23 protein-coding genes are annotated in these 24605 nt (G+C 65.3%); 11 read left to right on the top strand and 12 right to left on the bottom strand.

The genetic code is table 11. The features are described from left to right. Positions 1 to 921, top strand: a complete 921-nt coding sequence (locus AC1RNP_RS00450; protein WP_493049246.1) for a heme o synthase — start codon at positions 1 to 3, stop codon at positions 919 to 921. A gap of 40 nt (positions 922 to 961) precedes the next feature. Here the strand turns inward: AC1RNP_RS00450 and AC1RNP_RS00445 are convergent, their stop codons facing one another. Then, positions 962 to 1981 (bottom strand): bile acid:sodium symporter family protein, encoded by a 1020-nt coding sequence (locus tag AC1RNP_RS00445; protein WP_493049245.1) that lies wholly within the window; start codon positions 1979 to 1981, stop codon positions 962 to 964. Positions 1982 to 2092: 111 nt separating this feature from the next. Here AC1RNP_RS00445 and AC1RNP_RS00440 point away from each other — a divergent pair, with 111 nt between their 5' ends. Further along, on the top strand, positions 2093 to 2548 hold the full coding sequence (locus AC1RNP_RS00440) for a RidA family protein (protein ID WP_493049244.1): 456 nt from the start codon (positions 2093 to 2095) through the stop codon (positions 2546 to 2548). A gap of 66 nt (positions 2549 to 2614) precedes the next feature. Here the strand turns inward: AC1RNP_RS00440 and AC1RNP_RS00435 are convergent, their stop codons facing one another. Next, positions 2615 to 4618 (bottom strand): alpha/beta hydrolase family protein, encoded by a 2004-nt coding sequence (locus AC1RNP_RS00435; RefSeq protein ID WP_493049243.1) that lies wholly within the window; start codon positions 4616 to 4618, stop codon positions 2615 to 2617. Between the two features lie 177 nt (positions 4619 to 4795). On the opposite strand from AC1RNP_RS00435, the gene AC1RNP_RS00430 reads away from it, so the two are divergent. Continuing rightward, positions 4796 to 5437 carry a LysM peptidoglycan-binding domain-containing protein gene (locus tag AC1RNP_RS00430; RefSeq protein ID WP_493049242.1) on the top strand — a complete coding sequence of 214 codons (642 nt, stop codon included), beginning with the start codon at positions 4796 to 4798 and terminating at the stop codon, positions 5435 to 5437. Between the two features lie 53 nt (positions 5438 to 5490). Here the strand turns inward: AC1RNP_RS00430 and AC1RNP_RS00425 are convergent, their stop codons facing one another. Next, positions 5491 to 5877, bottom strand: a complete 387-nt coding sequence (locus AC1RNP_RS00425) for a hypothetical protein (protein WP_493049241.1) — start codon at positions 5875 to 5877, stop codon at positions 5491 to 5493. A 202-nt stretch (positions 5878 to 6079) separates the two neighbouring features. Further along, a complete protein-coding gene (gene dnaG / locus AC1RNP_RS00420) occupies positions 6080 to 7813 on the bottom strand; it encodes a DNA primase (RefSeq protein ID WP_493049240.1) in 1734 nt (577 codons plus the stop codon). Positions 7814 to 8065: 252 nt separating this feature from the next. Here dnaG and AC1RNP_RS00415 point away from each other — a divergent pair, with 252 nt between their 5' ends. Next, positions 8066 to 8959 carry a Vps62-related protein gene (locus tag AC1RNP_RS00415; protein ID WP_493049239.1) on the top strand — a complete coding sequence of 298 codons (894 nt, stop codon included), beginning with the start codon at positions 8066 to 8068 and terminating at the stop codon, positions 8957 to 8959. Between the two features lie 15 nt (positions 8960 to 8974). Here AC1RNP_RS00415 and AC1RNP_RS00410 read toward each other — a convergent pair whose 3' ends face one another. The 3 genes from AC1RNP_RS00410 to rpsU all read right to left on the bottom strand — a co-directional run bounded on the left by AC1RNP_RS00410 (position 8975) and on the right by rpsU (position 10294). Beyond that, entirely contained in the window at positions 8975 to 9493 is a 519-nt protein-coding gene (locus AC1RNP_RS00410; protein WP_493049238.1) for a GNAT family N-acetyltransferase, read from the bottom strand. A gap of 11 nt (positions 9494 to 9504) precedes the next feature. After that, positions 9505 to 9951: a GatB/YqeY domain-containing protein gene (locus AC1RNP_RS00405; RefSeq protein ID WP_493049237.1), complete on the bottom strand. Its 447-nt coding sequence runs from the start codon at positions 9949 to 9951 to the stop codon at positions 9505 to 9507. Positions 9952 to 10078: 127 nt separating this feature from the next. After that, entirely contained in the window at positions 10079 to 10294 is a 216-nt protein-coding gene (rpsU, locus tag AC1RNP_RS00400) for a 30S ribosomal protein S21 (RefSeq protein WP_056134345.1), read from the bottom strand. Positions 10295 to 10393: 99 nt separating this feature from the next. Between rpsU and tsaD the strand changes: the two genes are divergently transcribed. Genes tsaD through folK form a run of 3 tightly spaced genes read left to right on the top strand, consistent with a single transcriptional unit; the run spans position 10394 to position 12388 of the window. Further along, positions 10394 to 11488, top strand: a complete 1095-nt coding sequence (gene tsaD, locus AC1RNP_RS00395; protein ID WP_493049236.1) for a tRNA (adenosine(37)-N6)-threonylcarbamoyltransferase complex transferase subunit TsaD — start codon at positions 10394 to 10396, stop codon at positions 11486 to 11488. 34 nt (positions 11489 to 11522) lie between these two features. After that, a complete protein-coding gene (gene folB, locus AC1RNP_RS00390) occupies positions 11523 to 11876 on the top strand; it encodes a dihydroneopterin aldolase (protein ID WP_493049235.1) in 354 nt (117 codons plus the stop codon). Continuing rightward, positions 11876 to 12388 (top strand): 2-amino-4-hydroxy-6-hydroxymethyldihydropteridine diphosphokinase, encoded by a 513-nt coding sequence (folK, locus tag AC1RNP_RS00385; RefSeq protein WP_493049234.1) that lies wholly within the window; start codon positions 11876 to 11878, stop codon positions 12386 to 12388. The genes folB and folK overlap by 1 nt, the downstream gene beginning before the upstream one ends. Positions 12389 to 12421: 33 nt before the next feature. On the opposite strand, the gene AC1RNP_RS00380 is transcribed toward folK, so the two are convergent. Both AC1RNP_RS00380 and AC1RNP_RS00375 read right to left on the bottom strand, forming a co-directional pair. After that, a complete protein-coding gene (locus AC1RNP_RS00380; RefSeq protein ID WP_493049233.1) occupies positions 12422 to 12727 on the bottom strand; it encodes an antibiotic biosynthesis monooxygenase family protein in 306 nt (101 codons plus the stop codon). A gap of 245 nt (positions 12728 to 12972) precedes the next feature. Further along, positions 12973 to 13719 carry a pteridine reductase gene (locus AC1RNP_RS00375; protein WP_493049232.1) on the bottom strand — a complete coding sequence of 249 codons (747 nt, stop codon included), beginning with the start codon at positions 13717 to 13719 and terminating at the stop codon, positions 12973 to 12975. A gap of 146 nt (positions 13720 to 13865) precedes the next feature. Between AC1RNP_RS00375 and AC1RNP_RS00370 the strand changes: the two genes are divergently transcribed. Both AC1RNP_RS00370 and AC1RNP_RS00365 read left to right on the top strand, forming a co-directional pair. Beyond that, positions 13866 to 15047 (top strand): class I SAM-dependent methyltransferase, encoded by a 1182-nt coding sequence (locus AC1RNP_RS00370; protein ID WP_493049231.1) that lies wholly within the window; start codon positions 13866 to 13868, stop codon positions 15045 to 15047. Beyond that, a complete protein-coding gene (locus AC1RNP_RS00365) occupies positions 15044 to 15454 on the top strand; it encodes a VanZ family protein (RefSeq protein ID WP_493049230.1) in 411 nt (136 codons plus the stop codon). The genes AC1RNP_RS00370 and AC1RNP_RS00365 overlap by 4 nt, the downstream gene beginning before the upstream one ends. Before the next feature lie 26 nt (positions 15455 to 15480). Here AC1RNP_RS00365 and AC1RNP_RS00360 read toward each other — a convergent pair whose 3' ends face one another. The 3 genes from AC1RNP_RS00360 to AC1RNP_RS00350 all read right to left on the bottom strand — a co-directional run bounded on the left by AC1RNP_RS00360 (position 15481) and on the right by AC1RNP_RS00350 (position 21824). Beyond that, positions 15481 to 17781: a family 20 glycosylhydrolase gene (locus tag AC1RNP_RS00360; protein ID WP_493049229.1), complete on the bottom strand. Its 2301-nt coding sequence runs from the start codon at positions 17779 to 17781 to the stop codon at positions 15481 to 15483. Between the two features lie 108 nt (positions 17782 to 17889). After that, positions 17890 to 20661, bottom strand: a complete 2772-nt coding sequence (locus AC1RNP_RS00355) for a TonB-dependent receptor (RefSeq protein WP_493049228.1) — start codon at positions 20659 to 20661, stop codon at positions 17890 to 17892. Positions 20662 to 20786: 125 nt separating this feature from the next. Continuing rightward, positions 20787 to 21824, bottom strand: a complete 1038-nt coding sequence (locus AC1RNP_RS00350; protein WP_493049227.1) for a glucokinase family protein — start codon at positions 21822 to 21824, stop codon at positions 20787 to 20789. A gap of 387 nt (positions 21825 to 22211) precedes the next feature. On the opposite strand from AC1RNP_RS00350, the gene AC1RNP_RS00345 reads away from it, so the two are divergent. Together AC1RNP_RS00345 and AC1RNP_RS00340 are read left to right on the top strand one after the other, a co-directional pair. Next, complete coding sequence (locus AC1RNP_RS00345; RefSeq protein WP_493049226.1) at positions 22212 to 23492, top strand: sugar MFS transporter; 1281 nt, start codon at positions 22212 to 22214, stop codon at positions 23490 to 23492. A gap of 30 nt (positions 23493 to 23522) precedes the next feature. Further along, a complete protein-coding gene (locus tag AC1RNP_RS00340) occupies positions 23523 to 24587 on the top strand; it encodes a LacI family DNA-binding transcriptional regulator (protein ID WP_493049225.1) in 1065 nt (354 codons plus the stop codon). The last annotated feature ends 18 nt before the right edge of the window (positions 24588 to 24605 follow it).

The following is a 24605-nucleotide window of genomic DNA, read 5'->3' as shown; positions in this document are numbered from 1 at the left end:
ATGAAAGGCACTTTCGGCCAGTACTGGGAACTGACGAAACCGCGCGTGGTGGCGCTGATCGTGTTCACCGCGCTGGTCGGCATGTTCTTGGCCGTGCCCGGCTTGCCGCCGCTGCGCGAGACCGTGTTCGGACTGCTCGGCATCTGGCTGGCGGCGGCGTCCGCCGCGGCGATCAACCACCTCATCGACCAGCGCATCGACAAGGTGATGGTGCGCACCGCGCATCGGCCCCTGGCGACCGGCGCATTGCGGCCGGCGCAGGTGCTGGCGTTCGCGGTGTTCCTCGGCGCGGTGTCGATGACGCTGCTGATCGCACTGGTCAACCCGCTCACCGCCGGGCTCACCTTCGCCTCGCTGATCGGCTACGCCGTCATCTACACCGGCTTCCTCAAGCGCGCCACGCCGCAGAACATCGTCATCGGCGGCATCGCCGGCGCCGCGCCGCCGCTGCTGGGCTGGGCCGCGGTCACCGACATGCGCCACGAATGGGACTGGGCGCATGCGTTGCTGCTGGTGCTGATCATCTTCGTGTGGACGCCGCCGCATTTCTGGGCGCTGGCGATCTTCCGCCGCGACGACTACGCGCGCGCGCTGATCCCGATGCTGCCGGTGACGCACGGCGTGGTCTACACGCGCTGGCAGATCCTGCTGTACACGTTGCTGCTGGTGGTGGCGACCATGCTGCCCTGGGCGGCGGGCATGAGTGGGCTGTTCTACCTCGGTGGCGCGCTGGTGCTGGGGCTGATGTTCGTCTGGTACGCCTGGAAGCTGATGAATCCGCCGGACGAGTTTTTCGCCATGCGCGTGTTCAATTATTCGGTGATCTATCTGATGGCGCTGTTCGCGTTCCTGCTGGTCGATCACTGGCTGCTGCCCGTGTTGCAGCCGACGCCCGCGTTTGAACTGCGGCCGACGTACTGACGGATCGATCAGCACCTCGTTCCGCGTTTCAATCAATGCATCAATCGGCGATATCGCCGGCGGTCGCATCCGCCGCGCGACGATGCGCGGCGCGCGCGTAACGCTGTGCCACGAAGGCGCAAACGATCAGCTGGATCTGGTGGAAGAGCATGATCGGCAACACGATCGCACCGAGGCTCGTGCCCGCGAACAGGACCTTCGCCATCGGCACGCCGGTCGCCAGGCTTTTCTTCGAGCCGCAGAAGACGATCGCGATCTCGTCCTCGCGCGAGAAGCCGAGACGGCGTGAGCCGAAGGTCAGGATCGTCATCACCAGCGCCAGCAACACGATGGCGATCAGCGCGACCGCGAACAGTGCGTCGAGCGGCGTCTTGCGCCACAGCCCCTCGATCACCGAGGCACTGAACGCGGTGTAGACCACCAGCAGGATCGTGCCCTGATCGGTGTAGCGCAGCACGCCGCGGTGACGCTCCACCCAGGCGCCGATCCACGGTCGCAGCAGATGGCCGGCGAGGAAGGGCAGCAACAATTGCAGCATGATGCTGCCGATCGCCTGTAGCGGATGCGCCATCGAGGCGCCGGCACCGTTCTGCGTGCCCGCGAGCAATCCCATCAGCAGCGGCGTGAGGAACACGCCGATCAGGCTCGACATCGAGGCGCTGCACACCGCCGCCGGCACGTTGCCGCCGGCCATCGAGGTGAAGGCGATCGACGACTGTACCGTCGACGGCAGCGTGCACAGGAACAGCACGCCGATATAAAGCTCCGGCGTGAGCAGCCAGTGCGCCAGCGGCTTGCCCGCCAGGCCCAGCAGCGGAAACAGCACGAAGGTGCTGGCGAAGATCGTCAGATGCAATCGCCATGCGGCCGCGCCGGCGATGATCGCCTCGCGCGCGAGCTTGGCGCCGTGGAGGAAGAACAGGAAGGCGATCCCGGCATCGGTGACGACGTCCATCACCTGTGCCGCGGTGCCGGACAGGGGCAGCAGCGAGGCGAGCAGGACGGTCGCCAGCAGTGCGAGGGTGAAGGAATCGATGCGGAGCTTGGACAGGATCGGCATGGCGGAAGTCTAGCGTCCCGCCCGCGTCATCTCGTGAGCGCGGCGAAACACGGAGTTCGGGCCGGCGCGAGGCGAGCCTATGATGACGCCACCGGATCATGGGAGCGGGCGATGGACAGGCGCGATTTCTGCATCGGCACCCTGGCGTTGGCGGCACCGGCCGCGGCGCAGGCGAAAAGCATCGGAAAACCGGGTCGACGCGCCATCGCACCGGCGGCCGACGGCACCTACGCGCAAGCGCACGAAGTCACGGGCGCCACGCGCGTGCTGTTCGTGAGCGGCCAGGTGCCGGCCGATGGCGAAGGCACGGTGCCCGAGGGCTTTCGCGCGCAGTGCCGCCTGGCCTGGGACAACGTCGGCGCGCAGCTCAAGGCCGCCGGCATGGATTACGGCCATCTGGCCAAGGTCACCATTTACCTCGCCGATCGCCGCTATCGCGACGAGGCGCGCGAGGTGCGTCAGCAAGTATTGGGCAAACTCGATACGCCGCCCGCGTTGACGGTGATCATCGCCGAGATCTTCGACGAGGCATGGCTGCTTGAGATCGAGGCCGTCGCGCTGGCGTGACGGCCTCTTCGAGGCAATGTCGAAAGTCTTCGTCATCCCAGCGCAAGCTGGAATGACGGCTCTTGCTTATTTCGTCTCGCTAAGCAGGTGCTGCTGCCAGAACAGGACGGACGCGGCATTGAAGTAGTCGCTGTTCGACTTCTTCTTGAAGCCGTGTCCTTCATCGTCGAACATCAGGAACCACACCGGCTGATCGTTGCCGCGCACGGCCTTGGCGATCTGCTCGGCCTCGGTATACGGCACTCGCGGATCGTTCTTGCCCTGCGCGACGAATAGCGGCACGCGGATCTTGCCCGCATTTTTCAGCGGCGAAATGCGTTCGAACACTGCTTTCATCTCCGGCACGCGCTCATCGCCATACTCGACGCGACGCAGATCGCGGCGATAGCTTTCGGTATTGTTGAGGAAGGTGGCGAAGTCCGAAATGCCGACGATATCGATGCCGGCGCGGATACGGTCGCTGTAGTGCACCAGTGAGGCCAGCGTCATGTAGCCGCCGTAGCTGCCGCCCATCACGCCGACGCGCTTGGCATCGAGTTCGGGCTGCTGCGCGATCCAATCGAGCAGGGCACCGATGTCCTTCACCGAATCCTCGCGCTTCTCGGCGTTGTCCAGCGTGACGTAGGTCTTGCCGTAGCCGGAGGAGCCGCGCACGTTCGGCACGAGCACGGCGATGCCGAGTTCGTTGACCAGGAACTGCGTGTTGGCGCTGAAGTTCGGAAATGCCTGAGCTTCCGGGCCGCCGTGGATGTTGATGATCACCGGCACCTTGCCGCCGTTGGCCGCCTTGGCGGGACGGTAGTAGAAGGCCGGGATCGTGCGTGGCTTGCCATCGACGCTGTCGAAGGTGGGGAAGCGCACCAGCGTCGGCGCGACGAACTTGCTGGTGTCGAGCCCGCCGACTTCGCTACGCGTCCAGCGCGTGAGCTTGGTGGACGTCAGGTCGATGACGTAGGCGTCGGTCGGCGAGGTCGCGGTGTTGAGGCTCAACGCCAGGCGCTTGCCGTCGGGTGAGAACTCCAGGCCGCCGATCAGACCGATCGGCAGCTCGGGCAGTTTCACCGGCGTGTGCGAGGGTAGCGACAGCACGTGCAAACGCGCGATGCCGTCCTCGTTGGTGGCGAAGGCCAGATGCTTGCCATCGCCGGAAATTTCGAGATCGGTGACATCCCACGGAATGTCCGCCGTCAGCGCCTTGAACGTACCGGTAGCGGGATCGTGATAGCGCAGCGTCTGGAATTCACTGGGCTTGCCGTCGATCGGTTCGTCGGAGACGAAATACACCGCCTTGCCGTCCGGCGCGAACTTGAAAGGACCGAACGCCGCCTTGCCGCCGTCGACGGGAAACATCTCCAGCTTGCCCGTCGTCAGGTCGACCACGCCCGGATACGCCTCCGTCGCCGACACGCCCTTGAAGACGAGCAGGCGCTTGCCGTCTGGCGAGAAATCCAGGGCTTCCCATGCGCCGCCCTCGGTGACGACGGCCTTCGCCTGTCCCGTGACGAGATCGCGTACCCAGACATCCGTATCGGTGCCGTTGCGCGCGGTGCTGCTGTAGGCGAGCAGCTTGCCGTCATGCGAGAGCTTCGGGACGTCGTTCTTGCTGCGCTTGCCATCGGTGAGCAGGCGCGTCTCGCGCGTATCGAGATCGAACCAGTGCAGTTGCCAGAATTCATCACCGCCCTTGTCCTTGCCGAACACGAAGCCGTTGCGCCTGGAGGCAGGCGTGATCTCGCTGAGCGGTTCCGCATAGAAGGTGAGCTGCTCGCGCATGCCGAGCGGTTCGCAAACGCGATGCGCCTGGTTGGTTTCGGCGAAGCGGGTGGTGATCAGCAGGCAGCCGTCCTGCGCCCAGCCGTTGACGGCGGCGCCGCGCGTGTTCTGATAGCGGCTGAGTTGTTCGGTCAGTGACGGCGGAATCGCGGGGATGCTTTCGCTGACGCGATTGCCCACGGTCTCGCGGGCCACGCGCTTGTCTTGCTGCTGCGTGCCTTGCGCGGGCGCGGATGTGATCCAGGATGCACAGGTGCAGGCGATGGCTGCGAACAACAGACCGCGAACGAGCTTCATGTCGACGTCCCCAGAAATGGAAGCCGCAGTCTAGCGCAAGGCCCCTGGGGTTTCCCCTACATAGGGTTGGTCCGAGTTACATCCCGATGCGTGAGTGAGGAGACTGCATTGCGAATGCAGCGCAGGGGGCTGCTCACGATCCGCGTTCGACCATCCGCAGTGCGGAGAGGGCCTGCCATGATCCACAACATCGTCAGGGGCGACACGCTTTCGGAACTCGCGCTTCGCTACGGGACTTCGGTCCATCGGCTGATGGCGTTGAATCCCAAGATCAAGGATGCCGACCTGATCTATGCGGGCGATACGCTGGATATTTCCGGCGACGCGTCACGTGGGCATGACGGAGCGAATGGCACGGGTGGGACGAGTGGCGTGTCCTCCGACACGCGCGTGGATTCCGGCATCGGCAATGCCGCCGCGATCGCGAAGCGCTTCATCGGCCGCGATGCCAGCGAACTCAAGCGCAGCGGCGAGTTGCCGATGAATCCCAACGTGCCGAGCAACGTGTGTTGTGCGAACTTCGTCACGGCTTGCCTGCAGAAGGCCGGCGTGATCGATTGGCACACCGATTCGGTCAGCGTGCTGCGCGACCGGTTGCAGGCCGAAGGTTGGCAGCGCGTCGACTTCCGTCACGCCAAGCCTGGCGATGTGGTGATCATGAAGAACGCCAACCAGTCGCATACCGTGCTGTTCGCCGGTCTCGATGCCAGCGGCCGGCCGCAGTTCATCGGCTCCAACAATCGCAATGCGGATGGCACGCAGGAAATCAGCTGGGGTGGGGCTTCCGGCAACTGGTACATTCTGTCGCGGCCAGGCTGATCGCCTTCTCGACGCGAATCAGTATTCGTGCGTGAGCACGATTTTCTGGAGCATCACTGGCCGAAGAGTGCGGCGGGCGCGCCGTAATCCTGTGGCCAGGATTCCCATGCGACGTCGGCGGGTCCGATGACGTGCGCGACAATCCTCCATTGCGCTTCCTCTTGCTTCAACAGCGCCGCATACACGTCGGAAAGGCCGCCGGTCGCGGCCTGCTCGGCCAGAGGCGTGCGGGAGTAATCGAGTCGCCGTCCATCGGGGGCGCGCAATTGCGCCAGCAGGAAGGCCCAGGCGCCGTAGCGATCAAGGCTGTCGACGTGCAGCGCGACAGGCAGCGCCAGCGTTTGTTCGGCAGGAATGCGGGCGATATCGAGAATGGTGCTGTAATCGGTATCGTCAGGTTGAAGCGCCTGCAACGTCGTTTGTGGAAACGAGGAATTCATGGCGACTCCGCTGCGGTCGATGCTCGAATACTAGAGCGTTATCGATTTGTCCGCGAATCAAGAAGGTTTGTTTGCTCGTCATTCCCGCGAAGGCGGGAATCCATGGACTTTCGTCAAGATAGCGGCCATCGGGCCGAACGTCCTTGGATTCCCGCCTTCGCGGGAATGACGAGCGACGTCTCTAGCACAGATCAAGAACGCCTCAGCGCGGCCCGGTCCTGCTGGCAAGCAAACCACGTAACTCGGCTTTGTCCGCATCATCGAGACTGGAGTCGCGTTGCTTCGCCTGCAATTCATCGACGCGCTGCTGCAGCGTCTGTTTGTCCAGCTGCGCGATGGTATCGAGGAATTCGCGCTGCCAGGCGGATTCCTCGCCCGGCAACTGCTGGCTCGCCAACTTCTGCAGCGCCGAGGCTTCCTCGCGGCCGTCGAAATGTTCGAGCAGGGCGCCGGTGCTGATCTCGGGACGCGCGCTGATCAGCGCGATCAGTTCGGTCAGCAGTTCGATGCCGGGTTGGCGCAGGCTGATGAAACGGAAGGGCGGCGCGAGTTCGAGCGCCAGCGCGGGCTTCTGCAGCAGCAGCGCGATCGCGCTGCGCACGAAGCTGCGCTTGGGCGCGGTCGTGGGCGTCGCATCGCGCGCGCGTTGCACGGGCACGTGCGTGTCGGGCGTGCTCGCGCGCGCGCCGACGCCGGTCAGTTCGGTGAGATGCTGCTTCATCAGATCGCCGAAAGCGCCATCGGGAATCTGCGCGAGCATCGGCTTGGCGCGTTCGGCCAACCGCGCCTTGCCATCGAGCGTGGCGAGGTTGACGTCGGCCGATAGCGAGTCGAACAGGAATTGCGACAACGGCGTGGCGGCGCGCAATCGCGCGTCGAAGCCCCCGGCACCTTCGCTGCGCACCAGCGTATCGGGATCTTCGCCGTCGGGCAGGAACAGGAAGAAGGCCTGGCGCCCATCACGCATGCGTGGCAGCACCGATTCCATCGCGCGGGTGGCCGCCTTGCGTCCGGCGGCGTCGCCGTCGAAGCAGAAGTACACGTCGGGTGCGTTGCGGAACAGCAGTTCGGCGTGATCAGGCGTCGTCGCTGTGCCGAGCGTGGCCACGGCCTGCGACACGCCATGCTGGAACAGCGCGATCACGTCCATGTAGCCTTCCACCACGATCAGTCGCTCGATCTTCTGGTGCGCCTGCCGTACCTGCCACAGGCCGTAGAGTTCGCGGCCCTTGTGGAACAGCGCGGTCTCCGGCGAGTTCAGATATTTCGGTGAATCTTCGGGATCGAGTACGCGCCCGCCGAAGGCGATCGCGCGGCCGCGGCGATCGAGGATCGGGAATATCACGCGATCACGGAACTTGTCGTAGACCGACCCTTTCTCGCTCTTCGACAACAGGCCGGCACGATCGAGCAGGTTCATGCGCCGCGCGTCGGTGCCGAGCGCGTCCTTCAGTGCCGAATAGCCATCCGGCGCATAGCCGATGGCGAACTGCGCGCGCACGCTCTCATCGACACCGCGGCGGTCGAGATAGGCGCGTGCCTTCTCGCTGGCATTCAACTGCCTGCGGAAGAATTGCGATGCCGCCTCCAGCGCGCTGTACAGATCGCGGCTGTCCGAATTCTCGTTGCGCTGCTGCGTCTCGCGCGGCACTTCCATGCCGACGCGCTTGGCCAGTTCGTCCACCGCATCGAGGAATTCGAGGCGGTCGTAGTTCATCAGGAACGAGATCGCCGTGCCGTGCGCGCCGCAGCCGAAGCAGTGGTAGAACTGCTTGGTCGGCGAGACGGTGAACGAGGGCGAGCGCTCGTCGTGGAACGGGCAGCGCGCCGAGTACTCCTTGCCCTGGCGCTTGAGCGGCACGCGCGCGTTGATCACCTCGACGATGTCCGTCCGGGCGAGCAGGTCGTCAATGAAGGCGTCGGGGATGCGGGCCATGCGACCATGATCGCATCTGTGTAAAGCGCCCGCGCCTTGAAGCCCCTCTCCCGCGAAGCGGGAGAGGGAAATGCGAGCGGAGCGAGCGAGGGTGAGGGGGCGGCTTTTCGCGAAAGACCGCGCCCCCTCACCCCCAACCCCTCTACCTGCTTCGCGGGAGAGGGGCTAGAACCATCGGAGCTAGGGTCGCCCCGGATGTGCGGAACGGGCGGGAGCGGGCTAGGATCGCCCCGTCCGATCAGGAGCGCCGCCATGTTTCCGTCCGACATCCGCCCGCCCGTCACCCCGCCGCCGCCCGCGACCTTGCCGACGACGTCCACCACCGCGCCCTACTGCCTGACCCCGGCGCAGACGCAGCAACTGGCCCAGCAATACGCGCCGATCCTGTATTTCCATCCGGACGAGCAGAATTTCCTGCAGAACCCGCAGACCTACATCGACCAGTCGACCCTGCGCCAGGAGCGCGATTTCTGGGGCGACAAGGAGCTCTACGGGCTCGGCGAGGTTCCCGGCAGCGAGTTGGCCGGGATCGGAGAAGACAACCAGGACGCCGACGGCCAACTCTTCCTCGACCACCAGAACGAGGAACTCGGCGACGGCATCCGCGCCGGCGACCTCGGCAACAGCCAGAACCTCTACCAGTACGATCCGGCCTCCAACACCATCACCTATCACCTGTTCTATTCGTACAACGACGGCCCGCCGGGTGTGGGCGACGTGCAGAACCACGAAGGCGACTGGGAAAAGATCACGGTGCAGCTGGACAGCAACTTCCAGCCGGTGGAGGTGCGCTACAGCGCCCACAACGGCCTGAACGTCTCGCGTTCCTGGGCCGATGCGCCGAAGGAGGATGGCCGCCCCGTGTCGTATGTGGGGCAGGGCTCGCACGCCAACTATCCCGAGCCCGGCGACTGGTCCACCAACTTCCCCGGCGTGAACGACGTCGCCGCCACCGGCGGCATCCGCTTCGATCTGGCCGAGCGGCCGGCGGTGGACGTCACGCAGGAGGATTACTACGGCGGCTACGTGCTGTGGGGCGAGCGCGGCAGCGCCGCGGAAGTGGGCATCGGCGAGACGACGGGGCCGACCGGGCCTTCGGCCACCAAGGGGCCGATCCTCGACGCATCGCCACGCGAGCCGGAATAGACGAGCCGGTGTGGATCAGGGCGAAGTGAACTCGCCGGCGAGCTTGCGCAGTGCCTCGCCGTCGATGCGCTGCACCGTCCATTCGTCCATCGCCACGGCGCCGAGCCGGCGATAGAAATCGATCGCTGGCGCATTCCAGTCCAGCACCCACCATTCGAAACGGCCGCAATCGCGTTCGACCGCGAGTTTTGCCAAAAAGCGCATCAGCAGCAGGCCGAGTCCGCGGCCACGGAATTGCGGGCGGACGAACAGGTCTTCCAGATACAGGCCGCGCTTCCCGAGCCAGGTGGAGAAATTGTGGAAGAACAGCGCGAATCCGGCGGGTTCGCCATCCGCTTCCGCAATCACGACTTCCGCGCCCGGCCGCTCGCCGAACAGGCTCTCGGCGAGCGTGGCCTCGTCGGCCACGACCGCCTCCGGCGCGCGTTCGTATTCGGCCAGCTCGCGGATGAAGGCAAGGATCAGCGGGATGTCCGCGCGTGTGGCGAAGCGCAGGCGGACGCTTGCATCGGAAGTCTCGATCGGTGCGTTCATCGCGAACGCGATCAGGGAGAAAGCTTCTTCTTCACCAGCGCCGACACCTGGCCCATGTCGGCCTGCCCGGCGAGCTTGGGCTTCAGCACGCCCATCAGCTTGCCCATGTCGGCGGGGCCGGTAGCGCCGGTTTCAGCGATGGCGGCATCGATGGCTGCCAGGATCGCCGCCTCGTCCATCTTGGCGGGCAGGTAGCCTTCGATCACCACGATCTCGGCGCGCTCGACGGCGGCCAGGTCCTCGCGGTTGGCCTGCTCGTACTGGGTCACCGAGTCCTTGCGCTGCTTGACCATCTTGTCGAGCACGGCGACGACTTGCGCATCGTCAAGCTGAATACGTTCATCGACTTCCTTCTGCTTGATCGCGGCGTTGATCAGGCGGATCACGCCCAGGCGATCCTTGTCGCCCGACTTCATCGCGGACTTCATGTCGTCGGTGAGGCGTTGCTTGAGGCTCATGACAAATCTCCTGTATGCGGGTCCTTCCGCAAGAGCCCGCACATCCCGTGCGGACTTCTGAATGCTCTAAAACACAAAAAGCCGGCGACGCTTGCGCGTGCCGGCTTTGCGGACAAGCGACGCTGCCTCAGTAGAGGCGCTGGCGCTTGGTCACGTCGCGCGAGCTGCGGCGCGCCTGGCGCTTCACGGCCGCGGCGGCTTTGCGCTTGCGTTCCTGTGTCGGCTTCTCGTAGAACTCGCGCTTGCGGGTTTCGGCAAGCACGCCGGCCTTTTCGCAGGTGCGCTTGAAACGGCGCAGCGCAAACTCGAAGGGCTCGTTTTCGCGGACTTTGACGCTTGGCATGGAATCTCCGGGACAATAAATCACCGGGGTCCACCCGGCGAGCCGCGTATGATAGCTGCTGCCCTTGCGGGGGCGCAACCCATACCCAATTCTGACCTCATGCGTGTTCTAGGCATCGAAACCAGCTGCGACGAAACCGGCGTGGCCGTCTACGACACCGCCCTGTCCGGCGCGGCGGGGCTGCGCGCGCATGCCGTCTACAGCCAGATCGCCCTCCACGCTGAATACGGCGGGGTGGTGCCGGAGTTGGCCAGCCGCGATCACGTCCGCAAGCTGCTGCCGCTGATCCGCCAGACCCTGGCCGAGGCGGGCCTGGGCACGGGCGACCTCGAGGGGGTGGCCTATACCGCCGGTCCGGGCCTGGTCGGGGCGTTGCTGGTCGGGGCCGGGGTGGCGCGTTCGCTGGCCTGGGCGCTGGATCTGCCGGCGATCGGGGTGCATCACATGGAAGGTCATCTACTGGCCCCGCTGATGGAGGACGACCCGCCGGCCCCCCCGTTCGTGGCCCTGCTGGTCTCCGGCGGCCATACCCAGTTGGTCGCGGTCGAGGCCATCGGCCGCTACCGCCTGCTCGGCGAGACCCTGGATGACGCCGCCGGCGAAGCCTTCGACAAGACCGCCAAGCTGATGGGGCTGCCGTACCCCGGCGGACCGCAGCTGGCGGCGCTGGCCGAGCAGGCCCGGCAGCGGTCTGGCTCCGATCAGACCTGCTTCAATCAGAGTGGTCCGACCCGCCGCTACCGCTTCGCCCGGCCGATGACCGACCGGCCCGGCCTGGACTTCAGCTTTTCCGGCCTGAAGACCCAGGTGCTGCTGGCCTGGCAGGGCAGCGACCGCAGCGACACCACCCGCGCCGACATCGCCCTCGCGTTCGAGGATGCCGTGGTCGACACGCTGGCGATCAAGTGCGAACGCGCGCTCGACGCGGCCGGCAGCAAGGTGCTCGTGGTGGCCGGCGGCGTCGGCGCCAATCGCCATCTGCGCGCCAAGCTGCAGCAGATGGCGGTCAAGCGCGGCGGGCGCGTGTGCTTCCCGAGGCCTGCGCTGTGCACCGACAATGGCGCCATGATTGCCTTCGCGGGTGCGCTGCGCCTGCAGGCGGGGCAGCACGACAACGCCGAAGTGCACGTGACGCCGCGCTGGGACATGGCCACATTGCCCCCGGTCGTGGCCGGTGGCGTTCAGGCGTCATAATTCGCGTCTCTCCTCGCGCCTGCTTTCGGGATTCATGGATAAAGTCTTCATCGAGGCCCTCGAAATCGAGGCATTGATCGGCATCTACGACTGGGAGCGCCGCATCCGCCAGCCGCTGCTGTTCGACCTCGAAATGGACTTCGACAACCGCAAGCCGGCCGCGAGCGACGACATCGCCGATACGCTCAACTACAAGGACGTCAGCAAGCGGCTGATCGAGTTCGTCTCGCAATCCGACTACGGGTTGGTGGAAACACTGGCCGAACGCTGCGCCGAGATCGTGCTGCAGGAATTCGGCGTCGCGCGCGTGCGCCTGAAGCTGAGCAAGCCGGGCGCGGTGCGTGGCGCCAAGGCGGTCGGCGTGATCATCGAGCGCAGCGCCGCCTGATGGGCACGGCCTATCTGAGCCTCGGCAGCAACGTCGAGGCGGAGAAGCACATCGCGGCGGCGTTCGCCGCGCTGCGCGAGCGCTTTCCTGGCGCGACATTCTCGGCGGTGTATCGGACGCGCGCGGTCGGTTTCGAGGGCGCCGACTTCCTCAATGCCGCGGCCAGGATCGAATCGGATCTCGATCCTTATGCGCTCGATGCCTGGCTGCATGCGCTGGAGGATGCGCACGGCCGCGATCGCAGTGGGCCGCGCTTCGGTGATCGCACGCTCGATCTCGATCTGGTGCTCTACGACGATCTGGTGCTGGAAGGGGCGGGGCATCTGCAACTGCCGCGTGCGGAATTGCGGCATGCCTTCGTGCTGCGGCCGTTGGCCGAAATCGCACCGGATGCGGTGGAGCCGCGCAGCGGACTCACGCTGGAACGATTGTGGGCGTGTTCGCCAGACCGGAATGCGGTGATGGAGCTGGTTCCGGGATTTGGCGAGGAACTCCGGCGCCAGCAGGAGTGACGCGGCGGCTTTAAGGCGTCGTTCGGCAGGATGCTAGCCGCCGTCGGCGCCCTGGACCACCTCGTAGTGAGAGACGGTTGGGAACGGTTCGTAGAAGTGGTGTAGCCGTTGCTTCCACTCCTGGTATTCCGGCGATCCGCGAAAGCCAATTTCGTGGGCTTCGAGCGACTGCCAGCGGACAAGCAAAATGTACTCGCAGGGTCTCTCGATGCAGCGCCGCAGTTCATGCGAGAGATAGCCCGGCATTGCCGAAATGATGCGCTGGGCTTGCAGGAAGGCGGCTTCGAACTCTTCGGCTTGGCCGGCTCGGATCTGCAGCGGAGCGACTTCGAGGATCATGGGTAGGCATTCGCAGGGCAGGGCGGGGCATGCGCCGCGACACTCGGCAACTGGCGCCCGCGCCGAGCGGCGATGCGGCTTTGCTGCAGCGATGTCGGGCCTAGGCTATGTTCGCAAGATGCATGGGAAGAGGGTGTGCAGGCGATGATGGTGGTTGCGAGGCTGGTCATCGGGTCTGTGCGCAGGCAACCCCGTGCCTCCATGTTCCGGGTGCGAGCCGTCGTCGGGGGCGCGTTGCGCTCGGTCTAGGATTCGAGCATGCGTCCACCATCCAGGCGAATGATTTGCCCGGTGGTGTAGGTCGCATCCTGTAACAGCCAGCGCACGGCTTCGGCGATTTCTTCGGAGTTGCCGGTGCGGTTCAACGGCGTGCGCGCCAGGATCGCCTGCTGCTTGGCCGTATCGCCCTGATCGGGCCAGAGGATCGCGCCGGGCGCGATCGCGTTCACGCGCACGTCCGGCGCGAGTTCCAACGCCAGCGAGCGCGTGGCCATCACCAGCGCGGCCTTGGCCATGCAGTAGATCGTGTGGTCGCGCAGCGGGCGTTCGGCGTAGATGTCGGCGAGATTGACGATGGCGCCGCGCGTGGCCTTCAGATGCGGCGCCGCGGCCTGCGCCAGGAAGAACGGCGCGCGCGCGTTGGAGGCGAACAGTGCATCCCATTGCGCCGGTGTGGCGGTGCCGAGCGGCGTGGGCGTGAAGGTCGAGGCGTTGTTGACGAGCGCGTCGAGCCGGCCATAGCGGCCGATGGTGCGGGCCACGAGCTCCGGGATGCGATCGAATTCGGTCAGATCGGCTTGCAACGTCAGGACGCTGCCGCCGCGCCGTGCTTCGAGTTCCACGGCCAGTGCTTCCATCTCGGTGGCGGAATCACGGTAGTGCAGGGCCAGGTCGTAGCCCGCCGTGTGCAATGCACGCGCGATGGCGGCGCCGAGGCGGCGTGCTGCGCCGGTGATCAGGGCAACGGAGCGGGCGGATTGCGGTTCCGGCATGGGCACAGGATACGTGCAGAAGGCATGCGCGCGCGATGGGCGCCACACAGGGGGTTCCTGAAGCTCGGCGGTCGTACCCGACTGCTCGATCAACGACATGCGCCCCGGTAACACGAGGATGCATCGCTTCGCCTTATGCTGATGGCATGCCTTTCATTCCCCCAGACGCCGAGGCCTCGGCACATAGCGCGCGTTTGCGCGAGCTGATCCGCGCGCAGATCCTCGCCGCCGGTGGCGTGATCCCCTTCCATCGCTTCATGGAATTGGCGCTGTACGCGCCGGGCCTGGGCTATTACAGCGCTGGTGCGGCAAAGTTCGGCCGTGCCGGTGATTTCGTCACCGCGCCGGAGCTCGGTTCGCTGTTCGCCGAATGCGTTGCAGAGGCGGTGGCGCCGGTACTCCGCGAGATCGGCGAGCGTGCGGAATTCATGGAGCTGGGCGGCGGCAGCGGCGCCTTCGCCGAATATGCGATCAAGCGCCTGATGGCGATCGATGCGATGCCGGCGCGCTATGCGATCCTCGAGCCCAGCGCCGACCTGCGCGAACGCCAGCGCGAACATCTGCGCCGGCGCCTCACGCCGCCGGTGTTCGCCTGTGTGGAATGGCTGGACGGGCCGGTGCAGGAATCCTGGAACGGCGTGCTGTTCGCCAACGAAGTGATCGACGCCTTGCCGACCTCGCGTTTCACTTTGCGCGATGGCGAAGTGTTCGAGGAATTCGTCGCGCTCGATGGCGGCGGCGATTTCATGCGCACGGAACGACCAGCCGATGCGCTGCTGGCGGCGGCAGTGCGTCATGTCGAGCGGCAAGGGCCGGGGCCGTTCGCCGATGGCTATCGCTCCGAACTGTTGCCGCAGTTGCCGTATTGGGTGCAGGCGGTGATCGGCGGGCTCGATTCCGGCGCCATGCTGTTCGTCGATTACGGTTACCCGCGTCGCGAGTATTACGCGGCTTCGCGCGGCAACGGCACGTTGCGTGCGTTCTATCGGCACCATGTCGTCGACGACGTGTACGCGCGCGTCGGGTTGCAGGACATCACCGCCTCGGTGGATTTCACCGCGTTGGCCGAGGCCGGGACCGAGGCTGGTTTTGATTTCGCCGGATACTGCTCGCAGGCGAGTTTCCTGGTCGGCAACGGGCTGGAGCAGCGGCTGGCCGAACAGGAAACGCGCGCGCCCACCGAAGCGGCGCGCTATTCGCTGCGCCAGCAGGTGCAGCAACTGACATTGCCCGGTGCGATGGGCGAGCGTTTCCAGGCGATGGGCTTCGCGCGCGGTGTCGAATTCGGCACCGCGTTCCTCGCCGGCGACCTGAGTTTCCGTCTGTGAGTGTCGCCGCTTCGCTGAAACCGTTGCGGTACCCGCGCTTCTGGCTGGTGCTGTGGTGGCTGGCGGTGATCGTGACCGTGGCCGCCTGCCTCGTGCCCGCCGCCGACCTGCCCGAGACGCCGCCGGGGGGCGACAAGGTTCAGCATTTCCTGGCTTATTTCGTGCTGATGGCGAGCGCGGTGCAGCTCTATGCGGGCCAGCGCTCCCTGCTTCGTGTCGCGCTGGGTTTGCTCGTGATGGGGATCGCCATCGAGTTCGCGCAGGCCGCGCTCACGGCGACGCGGGCCGCGGATTTCTGGGATGCGGTTGCCGATCTGCTCGGCATCCTGGTGGGATGGGGCCTCGCGTGGACGCCCCTGCGGGATCTATTGCTGCATCTGGAGCGGAAGGCCGCACCGCGCGCGTGAGCGTGACGTGCGCGGCCATGCACGCGTCAGCGCGCGCGTCGCGCCACGGCGCGTTTGCTGGGCAGCAGAGTCACGCGGTCCACGACCCACATCGCCGGTCGCGTATCGCCGGTGAAAGTGATGCACAGGTCCTGCGTGGCGGCGGCCTGCTTGCGCAGCGACAGCTTCAACGTCGCGAAGCCGTCGGCGCCCGGTCTCGCCGGCAGGCGCGCGCGGCCCAGCACTTCGCCGTCACAGCCGGCGCGGATCTCCAGTTCACCTTCCGATGATGCGGCCGGTTGGAACTTGCGCTTGGCTTCGTCATGGGCGAGCTGGAAGTTGTACGGCACGTGCCCCGCGCGAACCTCGATGGCGGCGATGCCGCGCAGGTCGGCCTTCGGCCAGAGCCAGCAGGGGTTGAGGATGTCGGCGCCGAAGATTGCGCCCTCGCCCTCGCGCGGACCATCGTCCTCGAGGCGCATCATTGCTTCGCCGTTGCAGGATGCAAGCGTCGAGTTGCCGCGCGTGCGCAGTGAGACCGCATCGAAGTCGCGCGCACTGGCAGCGACCACGGCCTGCTCGCCAACGAACACCGCCGCCTTCACTTCCGCCGGAAGTTTCAGCACGAACGGCTCGGTGTAGCGCTGCGACTGCGCGGTAGGCGCGCTGCCATCGGTGGTGTAGCGAATGTCCTCGTATCCGGAGGGATTGGACAGCGCGATTGAGACCTGGTTGTCCGGGATATCGCCGGTGCCGTCGATCCACACCTGGAACGGCGTCTCGGCATAGGCAATGCCGAGTTGCCGGTACCGCGGCAGCTGCATCGGCAGGCGCGCGAGGAAATCGCGATAGTCCTTGCGCTCGGCCGGCGACCAGGCGATCTCCGCGACCGCCGCCAGACGCGGGAAGAGCATGTGCTGCACGCGCGCGAAGGTGCGGACGTGCTCGGTCCAGAGGTTGGCCTGCACACCGATGATGTGGCGCCGCTGCTTGGGGGTGAGCGCGGCCGGCACCGGTTCGTAATCGTAGATGTGGCGCAACGTGGTGGTGCCGGGATGGCTCGGCGGCTCGTTCGGCAGATCGCTCTGCGGGCGATTGAGGTAAAGCAGGTTCGAGGGCGTCATCACCGCATCGTGGCCGCCGCGCGCGGCCGCAATACCGCCTTCGATGCCGCGCCAGGACATCACCGTCGCGTCGGCGGGCAATTCGCCGTCGAGGATCTCGTCCCAGCCGATCAGGCGACGCTTGTGTGCTTCGAGGAAACGATTCAGGCGCGCGATCATCCACGCCTGCAGTTGGGTCTCGTCGCGCACGCCCAGCGCGCGCCTGCGCGCCTGCACCTGTGCGGAGGCCTGCCATTGATCCTTCACCGCCTCGTCGCCGCCGATGTGGACGTAGCGGCCCGGAAACAGTGCGATCACCTCGGTCAGCACGTTCTCCAGGAACGTCATCGTGGCGTCGTCGGGCTTGAACAGGTTGGGATACACGCCCCAATCGTTGCCCACCGGCAGCGACTGGCCGGAAACGCCGAGCTCGGGATAGGCGGCGATGGCCGAGGTGGCATGTCCTGGCACGTCGATTTCCGGAACGATAGTGATCTGGCGCTCGGCGGCGTAGCGGACGACATCGCGGATCTGTTCCTGCGTGTAGTAGCCGCAATATTGCTGTGGTTTGCCATCGGCGCCGATGCCGGCGTCACCGGCCGGCACGCGGCAGCCTCCGACTTCGGTGAGCTTCGGATAACGCTTGATCTCGATGCGCCAGCCCTGGTCGTCGGTGAGGTGCCAGTGAAAAGTGTTGAGCTTGTGCAGCGCCATCGCGTCGAGCAGTAGCTTGATCTCCTCGACCGTCTGGAAATGCCGGGCGGAATCGAGCATCAGCCCGCGCCAGCCGAAGCGCGGTGCATCGTCGATCCGAACAGCGGGGACATGCAGGACGCCGTCATCACCAGCTTCGAGCAGCTGCCAGAGCGTGACCGCGCCGTAGAACAGTCCGCGCGCATCCGATGCTTTCACGGTGATGCCGTTGCGGTCGGCCCGCAGCGAATAGCCTTCCGGGTTGGAAGAGGATTTCCTATCGATGGCAAAGACGATGCCGCCGTTCGCCCGCTTCGACGCGATATGCAGGTCAAGGTGTCGGGTGCGGGCGACGTACTCGACGAAACGTCCCGCCACCGCCCGTGCGGCGGCCCCTTCCGCATGCACCGATGTCCGCGCATCCACGACGAAAGTGCCGTCGCCGGCTTGCAGCTTCGCCGGTGCCGGAATCAGCGCCGGCGTGGCCAGGGCCAGCGGTGATGCCAGCAGCAGGACACAGACAGTGAAAGCGTGGAAGAGCGAACGGTTCATATCGTCACCATCGGCAATAGCGCAAGCATCGCGGAAAAAAACGGGCCCGGACAAGTCCAGGCCCGCGAGACCGACACCTTGGTTGGGAGGGCGTGAGAACTTGGATCTTCAGAATTTGAAGCGGAAGTTGAGGTAGTACTGGCGGCCGTTCTCGTAGAACGCGTATGGCAGCTTGCGGCCTTTGCCGTTGACCTGGCTGTAGTACTTCAGCTTCGGATCGTTGAGGTTCAGGCCGTCCAGGCTCACCGTCACCATATCGTTGATCTTGTAGCCGATCGAGGCCGACAGGTTGCCGATGCTGTCCTGGAAGAAGTCGTCGTTGCGGTTCACGCCCGCGTAGAACTCCGAGCGGTGTGTGTAGCTCAGACGCGCGTTGAACGACTCGTTCTCGAAGTAGCCGGAAAGGTTATAGGTGTTACGCGAGGTGCCGTAGACAGGCTTGTCGCCGTCGGAATCACTGTCGGCATAGGTGTAGTTGGCCGAGATGCCGAAGTTCTCGCCGATCGGCTGCTCGTAGGTCAGTTCCACGCCCTTTACGCGTGCATCCGTATTGACCGGCACGGAGACGGTGTAATCGGAGAACACCTGGGTTCCGCCCTGAGAGGCTTGCTGATCGAGGTAGGTGCGGACCTCGTTGCCGAAGGTGACGTAGTCCTTCAGACGCATCGAGTACACGCTGGCCGCCAGCAGGGCGCGCGGGGCGAAGTACCACTCCAGCGAGGCATCGAAGTTGGTGGAGATGATCGGGTCGAGCTCGGGATTGCCGCCACTGCCGCTGTGGGTCAGGTCGTCCAGCGAGACCGAGCCGGCCAGTGCCGAGAAGTCCGGACGGGTGAGCGTCTGCGAGCCGGCCAGGCGCAACACCAGGTCGTCAGCGAGGTCGTACTTGAAGTTGGCGCTGGGCAGCAGCTTGCTGTAGGTGTTCTCGTAACGGTTCTTGTAGTAGTTGCCGAACGCCGAACCGGTGATGGGCCCCTGCACCGTGTTCTTTTCCGGGACGCCCGTGTTGTAGTCGATGTCCGCGCGGGTACGCACGTAACGCAGACCAAAGTTGCCGCTCCAGCGGTCGCCCTGGAAGTTGGCCTGGATATACGCCGCACCGGTCTTCTCCTGCACGCTGTACAGGTCGGGCCAGTAGAAGCGCGTCACCGGATCGCGGTTGGCGAACTGCGCATTGATCTGCTTCAGCTGCTCCGGCGTCCAGTACCAGATGCCGCCCGGGACGTTGCCGCCGATGCCGCTGCCGAAGTCGTTCGGATAATGGCTATATGAGGCGGGATAGGCGGCGGGATTTTGCCAGTCGGTGGCGAAATTGGGGCCTTGCGCGATTTCATTGAGGCTTTCGCGCGTGTGATCGGAATAGCGAAGACCGAAATCGAGCGAGGACAGCACGCCTTCGAGGAAGGTGACTTCACCGTCGGCCTGCGCCCACTTCTCTTCGTCGAGGACGTCGATGCCCTGGCCGCCGAAGATCCAGCCGTTCTGCGGACGGATGCCCGAGGGCGAGCTGTTGTCGCCGCCGAGCGACCAGTCGATCGGATTGCCGTAACCGTTCATCGTCCAGCCCGCGCCGGCGTTGCCGGCGGTACCGAGTTCGATCACATCCTGCGTCGGGCTGCGGCCGTGGCCTTCGGTCTTGCCGACCTGCATGTTGAGATGGAAGCTGTCGCTGACCTGCCAATCGGCATCGGCGGTGACGTACTTGGATTCGGAACTGGCGTTCGGGCGCGAGATCTGGTCGTAGACGCCGAAGGGCACGGCCGGATCGGAGTTCGTCGGCGCATATTGCGCGTGCGTCAGGATGCCGTTCTCGACGCGGTAGCCGGGCAGTGGCGCGAAGTTCGGCGCGAACTGGCTGGTCCACATCATGTAGTTGCGGTTGTAGTTGTCCGCTTCCAGCTTCGAGTAGAACGCGTTGAGGCCGAGGGTGAGGTTGTCGTTCGCCTTCACCTGGATGTCGAGGACGCCGCCTTTGCGCGTGCGCTCCTGTTCGAACAGCACCGCGCCGACGAGGTTGGGGTACAGCACGCCGATGAGGTCAGGGTTGGTTGTGGCAAGAGGATTAGGCGAACCATCCGCTAGCGTCGCTGGGATTGTGCCGAATCCACCGACCACTTCCTGCCCATCACGCCGCAGATTGCGCCGCTCGTAGAACGCCTGCAGCATCACGCCGACATTGTCATCGGCACTCTTCCAGTTGAACAGGCCATTGAACTGCGGATCGGTCTTGCCGGGCAGATCGGCGTACACCTCGCCGAACGTGGCTTCGGTGGTGATCTGGTCGGCGAACTGCAACGGCCGGCGCGTGATGATGTTCACCGAACCGGCGCTGCCGCCTTCGACCAGCTTGGCCTCCGACGATTTGTGCACGACGACCTGGCTGACGATTTCCGACGGCAGCAGGCTGTAGCTGACGCTGCGTCCCACGGTCTGCACCTGGCTGAGCACGAACCAGTCGCCGGTGCCGACGGTGTGGCCGTTGATCAGCGTCTGGGTGAGGCTCGGGCTGGTGCCGCGCAGGCTGATGCGGTCGCTCTCGTCGAAGCCGCCTTCTGTGGCGCTGGAGGAGCTGATGTTCACGCCGGGCAGGCGTTGCAGCGTGTCGGCCACGTTGCGGGCCGGCAGCTTGCCGATGTCCTCGGCGGTCACGGCCTCCACGTGCGAGACCGAGTTGCGCTTGGTGTCGAGCGACTTCTCGACGCTGCCGCGAATACCGACCACGACGACGGTGTCCAGATCGGTCGCGGTAGGGGTCTGAGCTTGCGGTTGTGGTGCTGTCGCGGCTTGTTGCGGTGGTGACTGTTCCTGTGCGTGCGCCTGCGCGGCGAAGCCGAGACAGGTCACGATCGCAACGGACAGCGCGGATTTACGGGTCGTCATGGTCTCTCTCCCATCAATGTGATGAATGCCAAGCGTCGGATGCATGCCCGCCGCCCTCTTGTGCCGCCACGCTCCGCATCGCTTCCCTTGGATGCGTTCCCCCTCGATGCGGAGCGCGTTGTTTCTTATCTCTCTCGTCTGGCGAGGAACCAGTGCGCCGCGCCGATGACGCCGAGTTGGCCGTGCTCGACCAGCTTCACCGGGATACGCTCCAGCGCCTCGCGCATCACGCCCTTGTTGAGGAAGCGTTCGACAAAGCTGCTCTGCAGCAGGAATTCGCGGATCTGCGGCAGGATGCCGCCGGCCAGATAGATGCTCTGCACGCCGTACAGCAGCGCCATGTCGCCGACGGTGCCGCCGAGCAGGCCGCAGAACACGGAAAGACTGTCGCGCGCATTTGCATCGCGACCGGACAATGCCGCCGCGGTGATGTCGCCAGGTGAGGCGTAGTCGTGCGTGATGCCGCGCAGCGTGCACAGCGCGTTGTGCAGGTTCATCAGTCCGGGACCGGAGAGCGCGTGCTCGACCGGGACGTGCGTGCGCTGCGACAGCATTTGCTGGAGCAGCGCCATCTCCAGATCGTTGCCGACGGTCAGCGCGGCCTGTCCGGCCTCGGTGGCGAGCACCACGGCGCCGTGCGCGGTCGGAATCCAGACCGCGGCGCCGAGTCCGGTGCCCGGGCCGACCACCAGCGTCGGACCGCGCGGCGAGGTGTCCGGGCCGGCGAGGCGCAGCACTTCGCTGGCGTCCATGTGCGCGGCCGCATGCGCGACCGCTTCGAAATCGTTGACCAGGCGGAATTCGCGAAAGCCCAGGCGCTCGCGGATATCCTTCAGCGAGACCGGCCAGGGCAGGTTGTTGGTGATCAGCGTGCCGTTGTCGTGGCCGCCGTTGTCGAGAAGGTAGCCGGCGCTGGCGATCGCGCCGGCGTCCACGCGCACGCCCTCGAGCGTGCCGAGAAAGTCCTCGATGATCTCGGCCAGGCCTGCGAACGCGGCGCAGGCGTACTTGCGATAGCTGAGCACTTCGACCGGACGGGTCGCATCGCCGCCTGGACGGACGAGTCCGATGCGGACATGGGTGCCGCCGACGTCCGCGGCGATGAACGGCTGCGTCGCCGCACCCGTGGCATCCACCGCTGGGGGTCTTGCGATTGCGGACACTGCGTACTCCCTCCCGATCGCGCTCGTTGCCGTTGGCGGCGTCAGCGCGGGGCGGAGTGTGGAAGTGGTTTGACAACGTTGTCAACAAGTCGTCACGATGCGCCGCGCCTGCTCTCGCCACGCCGGGAAAATCGCGGCAGCTGGCGCCGGCAAAATGTGACAATAATCAATATTTGGCTGAAACCATGGGGATTTTCATTCGAAATGACGAGGGCAAACGCGCTTTCGATGTTGCGACGCAACAGAAATCCGCGCGGGAACGATGCTTTCGTTTGTGCGGAAACCGTGGCCGCCACGGTAAAAATATGACAACGTTATTCCTGGAATGATCCGGGTCACGGAGAATTCCTTCGCCCGCTTCACCGCCCGCTGCAGGAGCCACCGCGTATGTCCACAGCCGCCGCATCCCCATCCGCCACCGCGCGCCCGATCGTCTCGATCGCGATCATCGGCGGGCTGTTCTTCATCATGGGCTGGTTCACCTGGCTCAACGGGCCGCTGATCTCGTTCGTGCAGCTTGCGTTCGATCTCAACGAGGTGAACGCGTTCCTGGTGACGTTCGTGTCGTACCTGTCGTACTTCGTCTGGGCATTGCCGGCCTCGGCGATCCTGGATCGCACCGGCATGAAAAAGGGGATGGCCATCGCGTTGTGGGTGATGGCGATTGGCGCGATGGCGTTCGGCCAGTTCTGCACGCAGCGCTGGTATCCGGGCGCGCTGGGCGGGCTGTTCGTGATCTTTGCGGGACTTGCGATCCTGCAGACGGCATCCAATCCCTACATCAGCGTGTTGGGGCCGATCGAGAGCGGCGCGCAGCGCATCGCGATCATGGGCATCTGCAACAAGGTCGCGGGCATCTTCGCCCCCATCGTGCTGGGCACCCTGGTGCTGCACGGGATGGGCGATATTGCTGACAAAGTCGCCGCGGCCAATCCCGCGGACAAGGAGCATCTGCTCGACACCTTCGCGGCCAACATCCATACGCCATATCTGATAATGGCGGGCATTCTCGCGCTGCTCGGCGTCGGCATCCTGTTCTCGCCGTTGCCGGACGTGCGGGCAGAGCGCGGCGAAGCAGGCGCGGAAACCGGAAAAACCCGGAAGACCCTCTTTCAGTATCCGCACGTCTGGCTGGGTGCGCTGGCGATCTTCGTCTACGTCGGTGCAGAGGTGATGGCGGGCGATGCGATCGGCACCTACGCGCGCGGATTCGGCATCCCGCTGGACCGGGCCAAGATGTTCACGTCCCTTACCTTGGGCGGAATGCTCATTGGCTACATCGTCGGCCTCGTGGCGATTCCGTGGCTGATCTCGCAGCAACGCTACTTGGCGTTTTCCGCGCTGGTTGGCGTTGCCTGCACGCTGGGTGCGTACTTGACGACCGGTTACATTTCGGTGGGCTTCGTCGCCGCGCTCGGTTTCGCCAACGCCATGATGTGGCCGGCGATCTTCCCGCTGGCGATCCATGGGCTCGGTCATCTGATCGAGCGTGGATCGGCGCTGCTGATCATGGGCATCGCCGGCGGTGCGGTCATCCCGCAACTGTTCGCGATTCTCAAGCAGCACCTGCACTTCCAGCTGGTGTTCCTGCTGCTGATGGTGCCGTGCTACCTCTACATTCTTTACTATGCGCGGCGCGGCCACCGCGTCGGTCTGGCGAAGGACTGACGACCAGTGGACGATCGAACCGGAGGTCCCGTGCGCAGACCGACCATCAAGGACGTCGCCGAGCGAGCCAAGGTTTCGCTGAAGACCGTCTCGCGCGTGATCAACAACGAGCCGTCGGTGATGCAGGCCACGCGCTCGCGCGTGCTGCACGCGATCGCGGAACTGGATTACGAGCCGGATCCGTCCGCGCGCAATCTGCGCAGCGCGACGCCGTTCGTGATTGGCCTGATCTACGACAACCCCAATCCCTATCACATCATCGGCGTGCAGAACGGCGTGCTGGCGGCCTGTCGCGAGACCGGGTTCGATCTGCAGATCCATCCCTGCGATTCGAGTTCGCCGCTGCTCGCCGACGAATTGAGCGAGTGGGTGCGGCGTTCGCGTCTGGCCGGCTTGGTGCTGACCGCGCCGATGTCGGAGTCGATCGATCTGGTGGCGGCACTGGCCGCGCGCGGCGTGAAGTTCGTGCGCATCATCGCCGCGACCGAGGATCCGAAGGACGGCCACCCCTGCGTGTTCGTCGACGATCGCGATGCGGCCTACGAGATCACCGAGCATCTGATCCAGCTCGGCCATCAGCGCATCGGCTTCCTGTGGGGCGGCCTGGCGCATCGTTCGAGCACGGAGCGTTATCGCGGCTACGAGGAAGCACTGAAGGATTACGGCATCACACTGGACAAGCATCTGGTGGTGCCGGGCGATTACACCTTCGACGACGGATTCCGTGGCGCGCGCCGCCTGCTGGCGCTGCGTTCGCCGCCGACGGCGATCTTCGGCTCGAACGACGAGATCGCCGCCGGCGTGTCGGCGGCGGCGAAATCGGCGGGCATGAGCGTGCCCTACGATCTGTCGATCGCCGGTTTCGAGGACAGCCCGTTCTCGAAGCAGTCGTGGCCGGCGCTGACCACGGCCAAGCAGGCGACCGAGGACATCGCGCGCCATGCCGCGCGCCTGCTGATCAGCGGGCTGCGCCAGGACGCCTACGACGATCATCCGTTCGTCGTCCACAACCAGGGTTTCGTGCCACAACTGGTGGTGCGCGGCTCCACCGCGCCGCCGGTGCAATCGCGCGTGGCCGCGCGCAGCGAGGATTGATCCGTGATGTCAGACGTG

The sequence above is a fragment of the Luteimonas sp. GW821-FHT14E02 genome, from assembly GCF_058803905.1.
The sequence above is the reverse complement of the archived record's forward strand: the minus strand, read 5'-3'. Positions and strand labels throughout refer to the sequence as shown.